Raw genomic sequence first — 18,594 nt, forward strand, 5'->3', positions numbered from 1 at the left:
ATTCCAGGCGCCGGCCCATCTATTTTCTTTCACTGCCTCGCAGAGGGAATGCAATGGCATACGCCTGTTCTCCAATTCACCACCATCGACGCGCGCCCTTGGGCGCTGCCTTGCTGCTTAGCCTGCTGCAGATGCTGCCGTCGCACGCCAATGCCGCGCCGGTGCCGTGGCACTCGCGCACCTTTAAATATGTCGCCGACCACAAGGATCTCAAGGAAGTGCTGCGCGATCTGTCCGCCAGCCAATCCATCACCACCTGGATTTCACCGGAGGTGACTGGCACGCTCAGTGGCAAGTTTGAGGCCACGCCGCAGAGATTTCTTGACGATTTATCTGGAACATTCGGTTTCGTCTGGTACTACGACGGTGCCGTGCTCAGAATCTGGGGCGCGAACGAGTCCAAAAATGCGACCTTGAGTTTAGGCGCCGCATCGACGAGTGCGTTGCGCGATGCGCTTGCGCGCATGCGGCTGGAAGATCCGCGTTTTCCGATCCGCTACGACGAGGCTGCGCACGTGGCGGTGGTGTCCGGCCCGCCGGGCTATGTGGATACCGTCACAGCGATCGCCAAGCAGGTCGAGCAGGGCGCGCGCCAACGCGACGCTACCGAAGTGCAGGTGTTTCAGCTGCATTATGCGCAGGCGGCCGACCACACCACCCGCATCGGTGGGCAGGACCTCCAGGTCCCGGGCATGGCCAGCTTGTTGCGCAGCATTTACGGCGTGCGTGGCGCGTCAACTGCGGCGCTGCCCGGGCCGGGTGCTAATTTCGGGCGAGTCCAACCGGTCGGCGGTGGCTCGTCCAATACCTTCGGCAACGCTGCTCAAGGCCCGAGTGGCGGTGGCGGCAGCAGCGGCATCCTTGGGTTGCCTGCGTCGTGGTTCGGCGGTGGAGCGCCGTCCGATCGGGCTCCGGTCAGTCCGCCTTTGCCGGGCAGTGGCACCAATGCGCCGGCCAGCGTGTGGCCGGAGATGAGCCAGGCCCGCCGCGATGCTCCGCTGACAGTGGACGCAGGCAGCGGCGGCGAGCTGGCGTCCGACGCGCCGGTGATCGAAGCCGACCCCCGCACCAACGCCATCCTCATTCGTGACCGCCCGGAGCGGATGGCCGCCTACACCAGTTTGATCCAGCAGCTCGACAACCGCCCCAAGCTGCTGCAGATCGATGCTACCATCATCGAGATCCGCGATGGCGCTATGCAGGATCTCGGCGTCGACTGGCGTTTCCACAGCCGGCGTGTGGATGTGCAGACCGGCGACGGGCGTGGCGATCAGCTGGGTTATGACGGCGTGCTGAGCGGTGCGGCTGCTGCAGGTGCCACCGCTCCGTTGGGAGGTACGTTTACGGCTGTTCTGGGGGACGCTGGTCGTTACCTAATGACACGTGTGTCGGCGCTCGAGCAGACCAATAAGGCCAAGATCGTGTCCACCCCGCAGGTTGCGACGCTGGACAACGTGGAAGCGGTGATGGATCACAAGCAACAGGCATTCGTGCGTGTCAGCGGTTATGCGTCCGCAGACCTCTACAACCTGTCTGCAGGCGTGTCGCTGCGCGTATTGCCGAGTGTGGTGCCGGGGTCGCCAAACGGACAGATGCGGCTAGATGTGCGTATCGAAGACGGGCAGTTGGGCACCGATACAGTCGACGGCATTCCCGTCATCACTTCCAGCGAAATCACCACGCAGGCGTTCGTCAACGAAGGCCAGAGTCTGCTGATTGCCGGTTATGCTTCCGACACCGATCAGACGGATCTGAACAAGGTGCCCGGCCTGTCCAAGATTCCGCTGCTTGGCAACCTGTTCAAGCATCGCCAGAAGAGCGGGTCGCGGCTGCAGCGGTTGTTCTTGCTAACGCCGCATATCGTCTCGCCCTGAGCAACGCTCCGGGCGCAAAACAACTGTTAAAACATTCAAGCTGCCGCAGGTCGCGGCAACTTGAATGCTTCGGTCGATCAAGCTTGGCCGGTGCCGGTAGACAGGTTAGAATTGAAACTGCTGCCAAAACCGCCGTTGCCGCCGTTTTGACCCTGCAGCAGCTGAGTAATAATCCCCATCAGCATCTGCGTCAACGCCGACAAACCACCACCGGTGCCGCCCTGCTGCCCGGTCTGCTGTCCTCCGTTGTTTCCAGAGCCCTGACTCGCGTCGCTGCCCTGATCGCTGCCCTGGCTCTGCTGCATCAGCAACATGATTAACATGCTGAGGAACTGATCCAGTTGCTGCTCGGAGCCAGCCGAAGAGGGGTTCTGATTGTTGGTTTCGGATTGCTGCGGCCCGATGCCATTCGTCTGAAAGTTGCTGACATTCGAAAATTTATTTCCGATAGATGAGTCCATGGTGATTCCCGTCTCATGTAGTTGAAATGAATACATATCGGATTGCCGGTAAGCTGCATCGGCAAAGTCGGAGCGGGGGCGTTTTGCCACCCCCGACTGCAAAGTAGAAGAGACAACGCCGGTGCGCATGCCAGGATGCGAAAGCACGCTTTTACTTGCGAACTTGATTGCAAGAAATGCCTGGGGCCCTGCAAAAATCGCGGTGTTGCAGCGACGCGCCTCGTGATTTCGTTTGCGTCGTAGGCGTTTCGTTCGCTTTGTCCATGCGTGTAAAGAGCACGGTTATAGTTTGGCAATCGAGCGGTCGTTGGACGACCGGGTGCTGCGTGCCACGCCGCTTACCTTGCTGAATCAATAACGATTAGGTAACAGATATGATAGCTACCGATGCGCTGGCGACGTGTCCGTCTATGCAAGCCGCAGGTCTTTGGCGTCCACAGCGGTGGGCCACATTTTCCAGAATGATGCGGGCAGGCGAATGGTGGCGCGCGCGCGATCCCCAGCACAATGCCGCCCCTCGCCGACGCGGGTTGATTGCGGTGGCCTTGCTGTGCGCTGCGCCGCTCGCACGCGCAGACTGCTTTGAAGAAGCCGCCGGCTATCAACATGTCAATCCGTGGGTTTTACGCGCCATTGCGTGGCAGGAATCACGCGGCCGTGCCGACGCAATCCATCGCAACAACAACGGCACCATTGACTATGGAAAGATGCAGATCAACTCGATCCACCTGCGGCGTCTTTCCAGTTACGGCATTTCCAGTGACGCGTTGATGCAGCCTTGCGTCAGCGTGTATGTGGCCGCCTGGCGGCTGCGTGAGATGACCAATAAATACGGCAATACCTGGGCCGCCGTGGGCGCCTATCATTCCGAAACGCCTGCGGAGCGCGAAAAATATGCGCGTGCCATTCACGGAATTCTGATCAAGCGTGGCGTGGTCGTCGAATGACGCAGCAGCAGCGTGTGTCATGCATAGCCCGCAATGCACAAACTGCGATACACAATGCGTAGTACAAAGTGCTCGCGCCGGCAGCGCGATGACCGGCAATAGCCGCACGCGACGCTAACACCGTGTGGGTTGGTCGCCGCGCTTGCGGCGCTTAGCCAGACTGATAACACGTAGCGAGCAATCGTCAGGCTGGCGCGGCCGGTGCTCGGAATCGGCATGTACCGCTCGTACACTGCGTTTCCGCCGCGCCGTCCCCACCCACTTGGCGGACTGCTCGCTACGTTTTGTTAGCCACTCTTACTCGCTCTGCGAAGAAGGCGTGCGGTGTCGCGCTTCGGCTTCGCGTACTACAGCCTTGGCCTGCCAGGTGGCGCCGATGGTCTTGTATTGCATGCCGGCGACAACGCCGGATACCGTATTGGAGAGCAACGCGCTGCGTGTGGGCGACAACCCCAGCCACGCACCAATCATGTTGATGGCGGTCCCGAGTGCGATATTTGAGTTGAGTGAAGCGGTCTGTGCGATCGACTGATCCATGACCCGCTCGTAGTCCTCGCGCTTGCCCTTCAATGCAGGGTCCCAAAATTGCTGTGTCCCAGCCTCGTCGGCTTCGTGCTGAGTAACGTTGAGCCAATCCAGCGTTTCTATGCCGACATTCAATGCAGTGATCACCGCTGATTGACGCAAGATCACATCGGTCGCTGCTTGGTCTTTGGTGAAAGAAGAGTGCAGGCTGGCCCAGCGTTGCCCGGCCCCCGCAAAGTCCGGCGATGCCAGCTCATGGGCTGCCAGGTTTGTCAGTACGTTGACCATGCCATAGAACCTTCCGGCGCTGGTGATGCGCGGATCGCTGATGCCGCCATTGGTGGAGCCGCGCATTCCTAACATGCGGAAGGTCGCCTGGATGGTGTCGCGCGCTGCGGTATAGGCTCCGATCTTCAGATCGGTGACCAGCAGTCTGGCGGCTATCTCTGGTTGGCCCGATGTCCTGCCGACCCCACCCACGATGATGTTGCTCAGGATGCCGCCCAGCGCGAGCCTCGTGACCAGGTCCGAATACTGTTTCTGTTCGGCTTTCTTGTGATTGCGTTCGTCGTCGGACAACGCATCCCACTGTTCGCGACTGAGATTGTGGAAGCCTCGCGCAGCCGCGTCGGGATTGCGGTTCTCGCCGTTGCTTCACAGCGTATGCAGCGCCATCTGCAATGTGCCCGACACTGCCTGTATGGCGACGACCGCTTCGGGTGGAAGCTGACGGAGAGCGGCAAACAATCCTTCGCCAAGCAAACTCGCGCGCGAATGTGGTCGGTCCCACGGCGGTAGTCTGGTGGACCAGATGCTCCAGCGCCGCACCCAGGTATTGCGTGTCGAAACTGATCAGGCGCAAGCCACGCGCAGCTGCCGCCACCGCTGTGGCGGTTGGTCCAAGCGCAGTGCGCACGCCACGCGCCGCTCCGGTTCCGATCGATGCGGCCAGCGTTCCCAGGCGCTTGACGGGTGTCGTTGCTGCTGTTGCTGCCGCAAGTGCAGGTGTGTGCGCTTGCGGGGTGGGCGGGATAGGGTGTTCGTGAAGGATGGGAGGCGTGTCCAACGGTTCCAGGAAGTTTCTGGCGCTCTGGAAGGACTCGCTGTCGCTATGTTCGCTGTGCAGTATCGACGCGCCCGAGGTTTGCGGCAGCGGGCTTTCGCCGGTGCCGCCATTCCGATCTGCCGTGCTGCCAGATCCGCTGGCGCCCTGCGAGTTGGGGCGTGGCCTGGAGAGGCTGGGGGCTCGGCCGAGCGCTGGTGCAGGGTCCGCCGGGTATGCTTGCGTCTCAGCGTGCTGCTGCTGTATCTCGATCACGATGTCTGCGCTGTTCAATCGTAGTGGCCGGGAAGCACGAGTTGAAGGGGGCCTCGTCACGGCATGTCCTCGCTTTGGGGAAAGGCGGCGCACTGCTGCCCGGGCTTGTGGGGCCGCTGATGTGCGGCGCTGACGGCCGACACATCCTTCGATGAACGCATGGCAGTGCCGGCTTCGATTGCAGTGCTGAGGTCGCTGGTGGCCGTGCTACGCGTCGATTGACGCGACAACGCAGGGGACGTTCGAGCGCAGGCGCGGTGCGACGTACGTGCCGTCATCAACGGTAAGAGTGGCCAAAAAATTACTGCGCTCATCGCTAGGCGGGCGCGGCCGGTGCTCGGAATCGGCATGTACCACGCGTACACGGTGGTTCCTCCGCGCCGTCCTGGCGACCGCTCGCTAAGTTTTGTTAGCCGCTCTAAAGTGCGAACTGCTCAGCGTGCAATCGAAGTGCTCAGGCGTGTCCTGGCATTTGCGGCCACCTTGTGTGGCATGCGTCATCGTCGTGAGTGAGCTGAAAATTACATGATGCAAAAGAACGCAGACGCATCGTTGCGAAAGGCTGGGGCCTTAAAGGAACCTGGCGTCACATTGAACGGACGACATATGCGTGCTTTGCTGCACGTTTTCGTCGTCACACACGCATCTGCGCACGTTCCCGGCGCCGCCACACCATGCGTTGCGCGCTCGAGGTTCGGCTGCGTGGATTCGGGCTGCTGTTAGCCGCCGCGACCGGCGCTTTGCGCAACCGGTCGCCTCAACGGATTGTCAGTGGCCGGACGTAGGCGGGCATCTCCGGCACTGACGGCTGAACTGGCTTTTGTTGCCAAGGCACAAGCCAGCAGCGATACCGAAACATCGGCGCGCAACAATCGATGGTGACAAAAATCCTCAGATCACAAACCCGATCCTCAGAACACCAACGACGACATCTTGCGCCGATAGCGGCCGACCAGATCATCGTCTTCGATCACGCGGAACGCATCGATCAGGCTGCGCCGCGGCAGATTGTCGTCGAAGGCGCGGTCCTGCCGCAGCATCTCCAGAAACTGCTCCAACGCGGCTTCGTCGTTGCCGTCGAGCAGATGGCGCACGCCGAGCAGATGACGCGCACGCAGGTCGGCGCCGTTGGCGGCCACGGCCCCCTGCAGTGCGTCGGCATCAGGTGCGTCCTTGAGCACATTGGCAAAGCTCAAGCGGGCCTTGGCGCGGACTGCGCGGTCGTCGGTGGCCAGGTTGGCGGGCAGGGCGTCGATCAACTGTTCGGCCTCGGTTGTGTCGCCGGTCTTGAGCAGCGCCAGTGCCAGGTCCAGCTTGAGTTCGTGCTTGTCCGGCTCGGCAGCGATCGCCTCACGTAGCGCGGCGGCCTGCGCATGCGGGTCCAGCGGCGCCAGCGGCAGTTCTTCGACCACCTGCGGCTCGGCCGGCAGCACGCCGTGCTGGGTCAGAAACTCGCGCACCTGGCCTTCCGACATCACGCCCGGGAAACCATCGACCAGTTCGCCGCCCTTGACCAAGAATACCGTCGGCACCGACCGGATTTGGAACGCCGCAGCGGTCTGTTGCTCTTTGTCCACATCGACCTTGGCCAGCTCGAACGCACCGTTGTAGTCGGCGGCGAGCTTTTCCAGGATCGGCGTCAGCGATTTGCACGGGCCGCACCAAGTGGCCCAGAAATCTACCAGCACTGGTGTCGTCAACGATTTCTGCAGGACCTCGGCCTCGAAGGTGTCGGTGGTGGCATCGAATACGTGCGGCTTGTCGGACATGAGCTTCCTGAAAAGATGACGGGAACAGTGTGACGTAATGGTGGCAAACCCGGCCGACACAAGGTTGGTCGAGATGAGGCCAACTGGCGCAGACCGGCGATCACCAGATCGGCCGCGACCGTTCAGGGGGTTCTCGCCATGCCCGCCCGGCACGAAAATGCCGCTTTCTGGTGGTGCATCACGCGCACCCGCGTTGGAGCAACGCAATGGCAAGTACAGAAGGCGTACAGCGCTACCTGGGCCTGATCGCAGCGACGGTCTTCGTGCTGGCGGTCGCTGGTTTTGGCGCCACACTACCCAGCTATCTGCAAGCCAGCCACCCGGTTGCGCTATTGGGTGCCAATGGCGTGCCGCATGCGCTGGGCTTCAACCTGCTCGGGTTCGTGCTGGTCGGTGCGCTCGGAATGACCACCGGCGTCAGCCTGCTGGCGCGCATGCCAGCCAAATCCGGCTGGCGCCTGCGCGTGGGCGGTCAATTGATCGTGCTGGCCGGTCTGGCCTTCCTCGGCATGGGCGTGCTGCCGCTGGATCCTACCGACCTGGATGGCCGTGCCAGCCAAGCCCATGCCACCGCCTGGTTGCTGTGGGCAGTGGCGTTCGTGCCCGGCATGCTGCTGATCGCCGCTGCGTTGCTCAACCATCCCGGTATGCGCTGGCTGGCTTGGCTGAGCCTGGGAGCCGGGCTGCTAGTGGCGGTGCTGGCGTTCGGCCCGCCTGGGCTGCTGGGCCAGGCAATTGCCCAGCGTCTGGCGTTCCTGGCCTGGGTGGGCTGGTTGGCAGTGGCTGCCTGGGCCTGGCCGGCAAAGCGCGCCGCCTGAAGACGGTTTGGAGCACCTGCTGCACTGCGGTACCCTGTACCGCTTTGCACCGCCCGAGCATCCGCTCCAACCAATGTCCACCGTCGAACCGAACGTCTACGACCCGCAGCAGGTCGAAACCTCCGCCCAGCAGTTCTGGGATGCCACCCGCGCTTTTCAGGTCGACGAAACGTCGGACAAACCGAAGTTCTATTGCCTGTCGATGCTGCCGTACCCGTCCGGTGCGCTGCACATGGGCCATGTGCGCAATTACACCATCTCCGATGTGGTCAGCCGCTACAAGCGCATGACCGGCCACAACGTGATGCAGCCGATGGGCTGGGATGCGTTCGGTCTGCCGGCGGAAAATGCCGCGATCAAGAACAAGACCGCGCCGGCCAAGTGGACCTACGCCAACATCGAGCACATGCGCGGGCAGCTGAAGTCGCTGGGCTATGCGATCGATTGGTCGCGCGAGTTCGCCACCTGCACGCCGGACTATTATGTGCACGAGCAGCGCATGTTCACCCGGCTGATGCGCAAGGGTTTGGCCTATCGCCGCAATGCGGTGGTTAACTGGGACCCGATCGATCAGACCGTGCTGGCCAACGAGCAGGTCATCGACGGCCGCGGCTGGCGTTCCGGCGCATTGGTCGAAAAACGCGAGATCCCGCAGTGGTTTCTGCGCATCACCGATTACGCGCAGGAACTGCTCGACGGCCTGGATCAACTTGACGGCTGGCCGGATTCGGTCAAGACCATGCAGCGCAACTGGATCGGCCGCTCGGAAGGGTTGGAAATCCGGTTCGACGTGCGCGACACCAACGGCGCAGCGCTCGACTCGCTGCACGTGTTCACCACCCGTCCGGACACGCTCATGGGCGTGACCTTCGTTTCAATCGCCGCCGAGCATCCGCTGGCGCTGCACGCGGCCAGGTCCAACCCGGAGCTGGCTGCGCTGCTGGAAACGCTCAAGCACGGCGGCGTCTCCGAAGCCGAGTTGGAAACCCAGGAAAAACGCGGCATGGCCACCGGCCTGACCGCAGTGCATCCGATCAGCGGCGAACAGGTGCCTGTGTGGGTGGCCAACTTCGTGCTGATGGGCTACGGCACCGGCGCTGTTATGGCGGTGCCCGGCCACGATCAGCGCGATTTCGAATTCGCCAACAAATACGGCCTGCCGATCGTGCAGGTAGTCCGGCTGCGCGAGCCGCGCACCGAAGACGAACAGAGCTGGGACGCTACCCAATGGCGCGACTGGTATACCGACAAGAGCCGCGAGCTGGAGCTGATCAATTCGGCCGAGTTCGACGGCCTGGATTTCGGTGGCGCCTTTGAAGCATTGGCCGAGCGTTTCGAGCGCAAAGGCCAGGGCCAGCGTCGCGTCAATTACCGCCTGCGCGACTGGGGCGTGAGCCGCCAGCGTTACTGGGGTTGCCCGATTCCGGTGGTCTATTGCGCCAAATGCGGCGCGGTGCCGGTGCCGGAAGATCAGCTGCCGGTGGTGCTGCCGGAAAACGTGGAGTTTGCCGGCACCGGTTCGCCGATTAAGACAGATCCGCGCTGGCGCCAGACCACCTGCCCGGACTGCGGTGGCCCGGCCGAGCGCGAGACCGACACCTTCGACACCTTCATGGAATCGAGCTGGTACGTGGCGCGCTACACCAGCCCGAACGCACGCGATATGGTCGACCGCCGCGCCAACTACTGGATGCCGGCCGACCTGTACGTGGGCGGCATCGAGCACGCGATCCTGCACCTGATGTACTTCCGTTTCTATCACAAGCTCATGCGCGACGCGCGGCTGGTGGACAGCGACGAGCCGGTGACCAATCTGCTTACCCAGGGCATGGTCATCGCCGATACGTTCTATCGCGATGCCGACAACGGCGGCAAGGAGTGGATCAATCCGGCCGACGTGGAAGTCCAGCGCGACGCGCGTGGCCGTGTCACTGGCGCGGTGCTGATTGCCGACGGCCACCCGGTATGCATCGGCGGCACCGAGAAGATGTCCAAGTCCAAGAACAACGGCGTGGACCCGCAGTCGATGGTGGCCAAGTACGGCGCCGATACTGTACGGCTGTTCTCTATGTTCGCCGCACCGCCGGAGCAGTCGCTGGAATGGAACGAGGCCGGCGTCGACGGCATGGCGCGCTTCATGCGCCGGCTATGGGTGCAGGTGCATAAGCATGTTGGCGAGGGCACCGCCGCCGCGTTGGACGTGGCCAGCCTGAGTGCCGAGCAGAAGGCGATCCGCCGCAAAACCCATGAAACCATCGGCAAGGTCAGCGACGACTATGGCCGCCGCCACAGCTTCAACACCGCCATCGCGGCGGTGATGGAACTGTCCAACGCGCTGGCAAAGTTCGACGATGCCAGCGCGCAGGGCCGCGCGGTGCGCCAGGAAGCGCTGGAAGCGCTGGTGCTGTTGCTCAACCCGATCACCCCGCACGCCAGCCACGCCTTGTGGCAGGTGCTGGGCCGGGGCGAGACGCTGTTGGAAGATGTCGCCTTTCCGCAGGTCGATGCCGCCGCGCTGGTGCGCGATGCGCTGACGTTGGCGGTGCAGATCAACGGCAAGCTGCGCGGCACCATCGAGGTGGCCGCCGACGCCGGCCGCGAGCAGATCGAAGCGCTGGCGCAGGCCGAGCCGAACGCGGCCAAGTTCCTCGAAGGACTTGCCGTGCGCAAGATCATCATCGTGCCCGGCAGGATCGTGAATATCGTGGCAGGGTGAGTGGTCGTGATTCGGGTGCGCTGCCAAGGCGGGCTCGGGTCGATTGTTCCAGCAGCGCGTGGCGATGCATTCGCCATCCCGGTCGTTGCAGTATGCTGCGGCGATCTCAAGCCCCGTTCACGCGGTGTCGGGCAGGCTGGCCGCCTGTTGCCGCCGCCGGGGCGCTCATCCAGACTGTGCCCATGATTCGATTTCCTACTGCCTTCGCTGCGTCCCTCGTGCTCGTCTCGAGCCTCACCGCGTGCGGATTTCATCTGCGCAATTCGCTTGCGCTGCCGCCCGATACACCGGCAGTGAAGGTGCAGTCCGCGGTGCAGTACAGCGAACTGTCCAAGTTGCTGCGGCGTGGCCTCAAGGCCGCGGGCGCCACGCTGGCCGACGAAGATGCCAAGACCGGCTTTGTGCAGGTGCAGGTGTCGTCCGAGCGTTGGGGCGACCTGCCGATCGCCATCGACAGCCAGGGCCGTGCGCAGGAATACAGCCTGCGCTACGCCGCCATCTTCTCCGTTACCACCGCCAACGGTTCGGTGCTGGTGCCGCAGCAGGTGATCGAGCTGTCGCGCGATTACGTGTCGCCGCCGGTAGACGCTACCGGTACCGCGACCGAGCGCGAGATCCTCGCAGACGAATTGCGCAAGGACATGTCCGCCTCGATCCTGCGCCGCATCGATAGCGTGGTGCGTGCGCGTTTGCAGCGCGGCGAAACCCTGGAAAGCACGCCGACTGCGCCGCTGCCGCAGGCCCCCACGCCGCAGGTGCAGCCGTCGCCAGCGCCTGAATCAAACGTGCCGGCCGCTTTGCCGCCTGCGCCGCAGCCGTCGTCCAACAACTGAGCGTCGCGCGCTTTCGCAGTCATGGAACTTCGTCCCGAGCAGCTTGCCGGCCAGTCCAACCAGCCGTTGCAGCCGGTCTATCTGATTGCCGGCGCCGAGACGCTGCGCGTGCTGGAAGCGGCCGATGCGGTGCGTGCGCGTGCGCGCGCCGAAGGCATCGGCGAGCGCGAAGTGTTCGATGCCGATGGCCGCGATTTTGACTGGAACCAGCTCGACGCCAGCTTCAACGCGCCCAGCCTGTTCAGCCCGCGCCGTCTGGTGGAAGTGCGCCTGCCCAGCGGCAAACCGGGCAAGGACGGCGCCGAGGTCATCACCCGCTTCTGCGCCAACCCGCCGTCGGACGTGGTGCTGCTGATCACCGCCAACGACTGGAGTAAGGCGCACCAGGGCAAGTGGGCCGACGCGGTCGGCCGCATCGGCACCATTTCGGTGGCCTGGGCGATCAAACCGCACGAGTTGCCCGACTGGATCGAGCGCCGCCTGCGCAGCCATGGCCTGCGTGCCGACCCCGACGCGGTGCGACGTTTGAGCGAGCGGGTGGAGGGCAACCTGCTCGCCGCCGCGCAGGAAATCGACAAGCTGGCCCTGCTGGCTGACGGTAAGGTGCTGGATCTGGAGGCGATGGAATTGTTGGTCGCCGATGCCGCCCGCTACGACGTGTTCCGCCTGGCCGAAACCACCTTCTCCGGGCAGCCGGCTGCGGTAATCCGCATGCTCGCCGGACTGCGTGCCGAAGGCGAAGCGGTGGCTGCGTTGATGCCGATCCTGATCAAGGAACTGCTGCGCACCGCGTCCCTGTCGAAGGTGCAGGCCAACGGCGGCAACCTCGCTGCCGAAATGAAGGCGCAAGGCCTATGGGAATCGCGCCAGGCTCCTTTCAAACGTGCGCTGCAACGCTACCCCGAACCACGCCGCTGGGAACGCTTCGTCGCCGAAGCCTCGCTGATCGACCGCATGGCCAAGGGCCGCGCCGACGGCGATGCCTGGGTAGGCTTGGAACGCTTGTTAGTAGCAGTGGCCGAAGCCCGTGCGGTGAGACTGCTGGCGTGAAAGCCGGAACTGGGGACCGAGGATCTGGAACTCGGAAGAGCGTAGGTCCGATGCAGGCTGCGCATGCTGTTGATGGTCCCAGATCCCCGGTCTCCGGTCCCCGGTCCTTGCTCCACCTCTATTACGGCGGCACCTTCGATCCGATCCACCTGGGTCACCTCTCCATCGCCTGTGCCGCGCGCGACGAGCTGGGCGCGGTCGTGCATCTGGTGCCGGCTGCCGACCCGCCGCATCGCCCTGCACCCGGTGCCACCGCCACGCAGCGCGCGCGCATGCTGGAGCTGGCGCTTGCCGATCACTCGGGGCTGGTGCTGGACGGCCGCGAACTCCGACGCGCCACTCAGAGCGGCGCGCCGTCCTACACCGTCGACAGCTTGCGCGAACTGCGCGCCGAACTCGGCCCCACGACACCGGTCGCCTGGCTGCTCGGCGCCGACGCGTTCGTTGGGCTGAGCGGTTGGCACCAGTGGGAGGCGCTGTTCGAGTTGGCCCATTTCGTCATCGCCGCTCGCCCGGGAACGCCGCTGGACCTGACCGCCGCGCCGCAGTTGGCTGCGGCGGTACAGGACCGATGGGCCGCCAGCGCGAGCGAAATGGTCGCCTCGCCGGCCGGCCGCCTTTGGCGATTGCATCAGCCATTACGCGGCGAATCGGCCAGCGCGGTGCGTTCGCGCATTGCCACGGACGGCGCTTGGCAGGCGCTGGTATCGCCGGCAGTAGCGGCATTTATCGCGCAGGAAGGCCTCTACGGCAGCGTCCGGCCGGCTAGCTGAACACGTATCCGCCCGGACCGGCCTATAATTCACACCAACTCCATCGAGTCTCCCGCTTTGACCACCCAAGCCCAAGTCATCAAGACCTCCATTCCGAATCCCCCGCCGTCTGTACCGGCTCTGTTAGCCAATGTGCGCGAGGCCGTGGAGGAGCTGAAAGCCAAGGATGTGGTCGAGATCGATGTGCGTGGCAAGTACAGCGTCTGCGATTACATGGTGGTTGCGTCGGGCACCTCGACCCGGCACGTCAAATCGATTGCCGAAGAAGTAGTCAAGTTCGCCAAGCGTCTGGACGTGATGCCGCTGGGTGTGGAAGGCGAGCGCGAAGCCGAATGGGTGCTGGTCGACCTGGGCGATGTGGTGGTGCATGTGATGCTGCCGCGCGTGCGCGAGTTCTATGCGCTGGAGCGTCTGTGGACCGTTGGCGATCAGCGTCCGGACGACGAGGTAGCCGATCCGAAGAGTGACTGACTCAGGCATGCCCAGCAAAGTCCGCACCCCGACCGATGCGCCTGCCTCGCAAGCGATACAGCAGCTGCGCAGCCAGCCTGCGCAAACGTCCGGCGCGGCGCTGTCGCCAGCACGCAAGCGCTTCGACCGATTGCTGCGCGACCTGGAGCGGCATCGCGCCGAATTGCAGGCCTGGCAAGTAGCGCTCTCGCGCTGGCGCGAGCGTTATTACTCTGAATTGCAGCCCTTGCTCGACCAACGGCGTGCGGCCGATATCGCGCTGGTCGAAGCGCTCGACCGTGCGCATGCCACAGTCAAACTGGGTAAGGCCGATCGCGAGTTCCTGTCCGAGTTGCTGTGCGATATTGCCGGCCCGCTGATCGAGTCCGGACACGAGGCGCTGCGACCTACTTACGATCACCACAGCGCAGTTGGGTACGACCAGGAAGTTTCCGAATCCGATGCGCTGATGAAGCAGATTCTCGGCCAGGCCTACGGACTGGATGCGGATGAGCTGGACGGCATCGACTCGCCCGAGGAGCTTTACGAACGCGTCAGCGAGCGCTTGGAGCAGGAACGCGCGCAGCAACAGCAACGTCACGCGCAACGTCGCAAGCGTACCGAAAAAAAAGCGATTGTCGAGAATGCCAAACCGCCACCACTGCGCGAGTTGTATCGCAAGCTGGCCGGCAACCTGCATCCGGATCGCACCAAGAACGAGCAGGACCACGCCTCGCGTACCATCCTCATGCAGCGGCTCAATGCCGCTTACAAATCCGGCGATTTGTTGGGATTGCTTGAGCTGCAGGCCGAGATCGGCCTACTGGATGCGCAGGGCGTGGATGCGATGAGCGCGGCGCGGCTGCAGGACTACAACCGCGAGCTGGATCGGCAGCGCAAGGAGTTGCAACAGCAGATATTGCAGAAGGCTTATAACTTTTGCGCCGAATATAGTCTTGACCTGCCATCGCGACCTAAGCCCGCCCGGCTGAGTCGTTTGATGGCGCAACTCAAGCGCGAGATCGAAGACGACCTGATGGACACGCGCATGGGCCTGCGTGAGCTGACCAATCCGCAATCGCTCAAGCGCTGGTTGAAGCTGCAACGCGTCATGTCGAGCATGCCCGACGCGCCCTGGCTCTGAGTGCGGTTGTCGCGCTGGAGGCGGTACGCCTGTTGGTGAGCGAGCGTGTTATGCGACGTCTCCGTCGGACACGGTGTTCGTACTACATGCCGCACTCGACTATTCGCCTCGCCGCGTCCACCTGCCAGCAATGCATTGTTCGCTCGCAGCGTTCTGCCCGTCACCGGTGCAACGCTGCCGGGCAGAGACTGGATCCGTCCGGCAGGCAGTGGTCTCGTCCACCTGCTCGCAATTGCTGCTTGCTAGTCCGACCTGTACAACGGCACGCGTTCCAACGGCCCGGTGATGGCCAGCGTGATGCTTGGCGTCTGAACAACATGAGGGTCGGCAGGGATTCGTGTAAAAAACAGCCAAAAGAGAGCTAACTCGCTGTCAAAACAGAAATTTTTCACGAATCCCTGCCGTCCCTCAGTGGCGTCCGTTGACCGTCTTTGTAGACCATCGTGCCGTCGATTTCCGCTTGCGCGAAATGCAACCAAGACTTGCCACGGCCATCATGCAATGCATGATATGCCCAGGGTCTCCTAGACATCTCAAGGCCATGGAAAATGGCTGATTGGGAGGTGTCCATGAGTAGCAAGCGGTATACGGATGAGTTCAAGATCGAGGCGGTCCAGCAAGCGAACGACCGCGGGTTCAAGGTCGCAGAGGTCGCCGAGCGGCTGTGGGGGTCACCATGCACAGCCTGTACGCCTGGATGCACAGGTTCGGCAAGCCTGGCGTGGTGTAGCGCGCCGAGGTTCGGCGTCTGAAGGCCGAGTTGCGCCGGGTCACCGAGGAGCGCGACATTCTAAAAAGGGCCGCCGCGTCCGACGTCCCCCCGCCCTGAGTAGCGGCCGGGTTTAGAGTCCGGGCCTGATGATATCGGTGTTTGCCAGATGTTGGGCATAAGCGGCCGGCGTCATGCCGCCGATTGCTTTCTTGGGTCGGTCCTCGTTGTATTCACGTCGCCAACGTTCGATCTCGGTGCGTGCATGCAGCAACGTCGGGAACCAGTGTTCGTTGAGGCATTCGTCGCGTAGTCGGCCGTTGAACGATTCGACGTAGGCGTTCTGGTTCGGTTTGCCCGGCTGGATGAGCCGTAGCTGCACACCACGGGCGTGCGCCCAGGCGACCATCGCCCTGCCGCAAAACTCCTTGCTGTTGTGCCCCGAGGGCAGGCTTCGCGCTCGGTGCGGATCACCTGCGGCAGGCCACGGCTGTGTGCCAGTCGGTCCAGCACGCGCGCAACGCCGTGTCCCGAGATCGCGCGCTCCACGTCGATGGCGACCGCTTCGTGGGTTGCGTCGTCCACGATCACCAGACACTTGATCACCCGGCCTTCGGCGGTGCGGTCGAACACGAAGTCCATCGACCACACCTGGTTGGCCTGCGATGGCCGCAACAATGGTTGGCGCTCGCCCACCGGCACCTTCTTGCGCCTGCGGCGCCGGACCTGCAGCTGCTGCTCGCGATACAACCGCTCCACGCGCTTGTAGTTCACGATGCGCCCTTCCTGTCGCAGTTTGAGATAGATCATCCCCACGCCATAGCGGCGATGGCGATGCGCCAGCGCAAGAATGCGCTCGCGTAGCTCAACGTTGCGGTCTTCGCGCGGGCAGTAGCGCAGCGCACTGGCGCTCATACCGATCGCCGCCAAGGCGCGACGCTCGCTGGCACCGCACCCGATCCACTCGCGCACCAGCGCACGACGCGCGGGTGCGCTCACCACTTTTTTCGCAGTGCATCCTTGATCAGGTCGTTTTCGAACAGCTGCTCGGCCAGCAACTTCTTCAGCCGCGCGTTTTCGGACTCAAGGTCCTTGAGTCGCTTGGCATCGGGCACGCTCATCCCGCCGAACTTGCTGCGCCACAGGGAGTACGAGGCCTCACTGAGGCCATGGCGCCGGCACAGGTCTTTGATCGCCACGCCTGCTTCGGCTTCGCGCAGGAAGCCAATGATCTGCTCTTCGGTAAAACGCTTCTTCACGTCCAATCTCCTCGGGGTAGGGAATTGGACTCCAAACTGAGGCGCTACTCAAAATTGGGGGGACGTCGCGGGATCGAAAATCGGCCTCGAACGACTCCCCAGCGGACCGGCTGGTTTGCCGACGCTGGAAACCCGCTGCAATCGCACCATGACACCGGTGTTATCGACGGGGTTCCGCTGCCCAAGCTGTGACGCGGATATCATGTGGCCATGAAATGCCGACTGATCGCTATCGGCGAGCGCGCACCGGCCTGGGTGGCGCAGGGTTTTGCCGAATATCAAAAACGTCTCTCGCACTGGATGCCGCTGGAGCTGGTCGAAATCGAACCCGGCCTGCGCGGCAAGGGCCGCGACGCGCAACGCGCCATCGACGAGGAAGGCAGCCGCGTACTCGCAGCATTGCCCAAGAACGCCCATGTGGTTGCACTCGATGTGCCGGGCCGCCCGCTCAGTTCCGAACAACTTGCCCAGCGCATGGAGCATTGGCGGGGCCAGGGCCGCGATCTGGCATTCCTGATCGGTGGCCCGGAAGGCCACGCCGCCGATGTGCTGAAAAGCGCTAGCGAAAGCTGGTCGATCGGCCCGCTCACCCTGCCGCATATGGTGGTGCGCTTGATCGTCGCCGAGCAGCTGTATCGCGCCGCTGCGATGCTGGCCAATCATCCGTATCACCGCGCGTGAGTCGCATGCGCGGTGTCGGTTTTTCTTATGGCTGGCAAAGTGGATCATTTGCAAAGTGGTGTCGAGCTTACCCTCGCAGTTTTTCCATAGTCTTCTTGTTCTCCTCCAAACAGGCAAAATTGCGCTCAACGATCCAGCGCTTGGGCATGACTTTGAAGGTATGCAGTTCGCTGCGCTTGGCGCGAGGCCCCCCCTCAACTATGAGTAGTAGTCACGTTTGGAGTCCAATTGCCTAACTCAAGGAGATTGGACGTGAAGAAGCGTTTTACCGAAGAGCAGATCATTGGCTTCCTGCGCGAGGCCGAAGCCAGTGTTGCGATCAAAGACCTGTGCTGGCGACATGGCTTCAATGAGGCCTCGTCCTCCTTGTGGCGCAGCAAGTTCGGTGGGATGAGCGTGCCCGATGCCACGTGGCTCAACGATCCTGCAGCAGGTAACACCCGGCGAAACGCTCGCCTAAAGAAGCTGTTGGCCGAGCAACTGCCCCGCGAGAGGGCACTCTGGAGTGCCGGCAAGACGCAATCGATCCGCTCAACGGCCCAGTTCGAACGTCACATCCAGATTGATCGACAGGGTGCTTTCGCCCGGGGCAACCGGGGTGTCCATCTCGGCCTTGGCCGAGCGCATCGAGGCGGCCATCATCATCGGGCGCACGCCGCCGCCGCCGCGGCCTTCGGAGATGCTGACGATGCGACGCACCTTCAGGCCGAGCGACTTGGCGTAGGTTTCGGCGCGGGCCTGGGCCTTCTTCACTGCGGCTACGCGTGCTTCGTCATAGGCCGGTTCGGGCTGGTCGATCGAGAAGCTGGGTCCGTTGATGTCGTTGGCGCCCTGGGCGATCAGGGCGTCGAGCACCTTGCCCAGACGCGCAATGTCGCGCACCTTGAGGTTGACCGTGTTGCTGGCCTGGTAGCCGTTGATCTTGGGCGCTTGGTTTTCTTTGTAGGTGTACTGCGGGCTGAGGTTGATGCCGCTGGTCTGCACGTCCTTGTCGGCAATGCCGGCGGCCTTCACCGCGGCCATGACCTTGCTCATCTTTTCGGCGTTCTGGCGCATGGCGGCGTTGCCTTCGGCAGCCTGGGTGACTACGCCGGCAGACAGCGTGGCGATGTCCGGTATGCGCTTGGCTTCCGCCTCGGCCGACACGTTGAGCAGGGTGCCGTCGTTGGGAATGGTGTGGCTTGAGGCGGTCTGGGCGTGGGCGTTCATGGCGGTTCCGGCAGCGATGGACAGGGCCAGCAACAACGGCTTGAGGGTGGTACGCATG

The 18,594-nt window shown here is 63.2% G+C and carries 14 protein-coding genes, 3 other RNA genes and 4 pseudogenes; 14 read left to right on the forward strand and 7 right to left on the reverse strand.

What is annotated here, in order from left to right; genetic code table 11:
- Positions 1-53: 53 nt before the first annotated feature.
- Positions 54-1,874, forward strand: a complete 1,821-nt coding sequence (sctC, locus tag PD885_RS06675; RefSeq protein ID WP_088056721.1) for a type III secretion system outer membrane ring subunit SctC — start codon at positions 54-56, stop codon at positions 1,872-1,874.
- 77 nt (positions 1,875-1,951) lie between these two features.
- Here the strand turns inward: sctC and xopA are convergent, their stop codons facing one another.
- Positions 1,952-2,464 carry a XopA/Hpa1 family type III secretion system protein gene (xopA, locus tag PD885_RS06680; RefSeq protein WP_231895769.1) on the reverse strand — a complete coding sequence of 171 codons (513 nt, stop codon included), beginning with the start codon at positions 2,462-2,464 and terminating at the stop codon, positions 1,952-1,954.
- A 335-nt stretch (positions 2,465-2,799) separates the two neighbouring features.
- On the opposite strand from xopA, the gene PD885_RS06685 reads away from it, so the two are divergent.
- Positions 2,800-3,282 carry a lytic transglycosylase domain-containing protein gene (locus tag PD885_RS06685; protein ID WP_342210755.1) on the forward strand — a complete coding sequence of 161 codons (483 nt, stop codon included), beginning with the start codon at positions 2,800-2,802 and terminating at the stop codon, positions 3,280-3,282.
- Between the two features lie 158 nt (positions 3,283-3,440).
- Here PD885_RS06685 and PD885_RS06690 read toward each other — a convergent pair.
- A non-coding RNA gene (locus tag PD885_RS06690) (sX9 sRNA) lies at positions 3,441-3,515 on the reverse strand.
- Between PD885_RS06690 and PD885_RS06695 the strand changes: the two genes are divergently transcribed.
- Positions 3,499-3,575, forward strand: a non-coding RNA gene (locus tag PD885_RS06695) — sX9 sRNA. The genes PD885_RS06690 and PD885_RS06695 overlap by 17 nt on opposite strands.
- A gap of 4 nt (positions 3,576-3,579) precedes the next feature.
- On the opposite strand, the gene PD885_RS06700 is transcribed toward PD885_RS06695, so the two are convergent.
- Entirely contained in the window at positions 3,580-4,386 is an 807-nt protein-coding gene (locus PD885_RS06700) for a hypothetical protein (protein ID WP_231895770.1), read from the reverse strand.
- A 1,087-nt stretch (positions 4,387-5,473) separates the two neighbouring features.
- Between PD885_RS06700 and PD885_RS06705 the strand changes: the two genes are divergently transcribed.
- A non-coding RNA gene (locus tag PD885_RS06705) (sX9 sRNA) lies at positions 5,474-5,540 on the forward strand.
- A 496-nt stretch (positions 5,541-6,036) separates the two neighbouring features.
- Here the strand turns inward: PD885_RS06705 and trxA are convergent.
- A complete protein-coding gene (gene trxA / locus PD885_RS06710; protein ID WP_002802908.1) occupies positions 6,037-6,894 on the reverse strand; it encodes a thioredoxin in 858 nt (285 codons plus the stop codon).
- A 206-nt stretch (positions 6,895-7,100) separates the two neighbouring features.
- On the opposite strand from trxA, the gene PD885_RS06715 reads away from it, so the two are divergent.
- The 8 genes and pseudogenes from PD885_RS06715 to PD885_RS06760 all read left to right on the forward strand — a co-directional run.
- A complete protein-coding gene (locus PD885_RS06715; RefSeq protein ID WP_002802909.1) occupies positions 7,101-7,712 on the forward strand; it encodes a DUF998 domain-containing protein in 612 nt (203 codons plus the stop codon).
- 73 nt (positions 7,713-7,785) lie between these two features.
- On the forward strand, positions 7,786-10,428 hold the full coding sequence (leuS, locus tag PD885_RS06720) for a leucine--tRNA ligase (protein ID WP_002802910.1): 2,643 nt from the start codon (positions 7,786-7,788) through the stop codon (positions 10,426-10,428).
- 182 nt (positions 10,429-10,610) lie between these two features.
- Entirely contained in the window at positions 10,611-11,261 is a 651-nt protein-coding gene (locus PD885_RS06730; protein WP_040762096.1) for an LPS-assembly lipoprotein LptE, read from the forward strand.
- Positions 11,262-11,282: 21 nt separating this feature from the next.
- On the forward strand, positions 11,283-12,311 hold the full coding sequence (holA, locus tag PD885_RS06735) for a DNA polymerase III subunit delta (protein WP_002802915.1): 1,029 nt from the start codon (positions 11,283-11,285) through the stop codon (positions 12,309-12,311).
- Positions 12,312-12,361: 50 nt separating this feature from the next.
- Positions 12,362-13,084 (forward strand): nicotinate-nucleotide adenylyltransferase, encoded by a 723-nt coding sequence (gene nadD / locus PD885_RS06740; protein ID WP_002802917.1) that lies wholly within the window; start codon positions 12,362-12,364, stop codon positions 13,082-13,084.
- 57 nt (positions 13,085-13,141) lie between these two features.
- Positions 13,142-13,555: a ribosome silencing factor gene (gene rsfS, locus PD885_RS06745; protein ID WP_002802919.1), complete on the forward strand. Its 414-nt coding sequence runs from the start codon at positions 13,142-13,144 to the stop codon at positions 13,553-13,555.
- Positions 13,556-13,562: 7 nt separating this feature from the next.
- Positions 13,563-14,678 (forward strand): J domain-containing protein, encoded by a 1,116-nt coding sequence (locus tag PD885_RS06750; protein WP_002802921.1) that lies wholly within the window; start codon positions 13,563-13,565, stop codon positions 14,676-14,678.
- A gap of 569 nt (positions 14,679-15,247) precedes the next feature.
- Positions 15,248-15,477 (forward strand): annotated as a pseudogene (locus PD885_RS06760) (transposase); the annotation flags it as partial.
- Between the two features lie 43 nt (positions 15,478-15,520).
- Here the strand turns inward: PD885_RS06760 and PD885_RS06765 are convergent.
- Positions 15,521-16,646: pseudogene (locus PD885_RS06765) on the reverse strand (IS3 family transposase).
- 210 nt (positions 16,647-16,856) lie between these two features.
- Here PD885_RS06765 and rlmH point away from each other — a divergent pair.
- The gene (gene rlmH / locus PD885_RS06770) at positions 16,857-17,327 is read left to right on the forward strand and encodes a 23S rRNA (pseudouridine(1915)-N(3))-methyltransferase RlmH (RefSeq protein ID WP_002802927.1); all 471 of its coding nucleotides are present in this window, start codon (positions 16,857-16,859) and stop codon (positions 17,325-17,327) included.
- 33 nt (positions 17,328-17,360) lie between these two features.
- Here rlmH and PD885_RS20550 read toward each other — a convergent pair.
- Positions 17,361-17,508 (reverse strand): annotated as a pseudogene (locus PD885_RS20550) (IS5/IS1182 family transposase); the annotation flags it as partial.
- A gap of 71 nt (positions 17,509-17,579) precedes the next feature.
- Here PD885_RS20550 and PD885_RS06775 point away from each other — a divergent pair.
- Positions 17,580-17,810 (forward strand): annotated as a pseudogene (locus PD885_RS06775) (transposase); the annotation flags it as partial.
- 48 nt (positions 17,811-17,858) lie between these two features.
- Here the strand turns inward: PD885_RS06775 and PD885_RS06780 are convergent.
- Complete coding sequence (locus tag PD885_RS06780) at positions 17,859-18,593, reverse strand: SIMPL domain-containing protein (protein ID WP_002802929.1); 735 nt, start codon at positions 18,591-18,593, stop codon at positions 17,859-17,861.
- Position 18,594: the final 1 nt, after the last annotated feature.

Source organism: Xanthomonas fragariae (assembly GCF_900183975.1).
Taxonomy (GTDB): domain Bacteria; phylum Pseudomonadota; class Gammaproteobacteria; order Xanthomonadales; family Xanthomonadaceae; genus Xanthomonas; species Xanthomonas fragariae.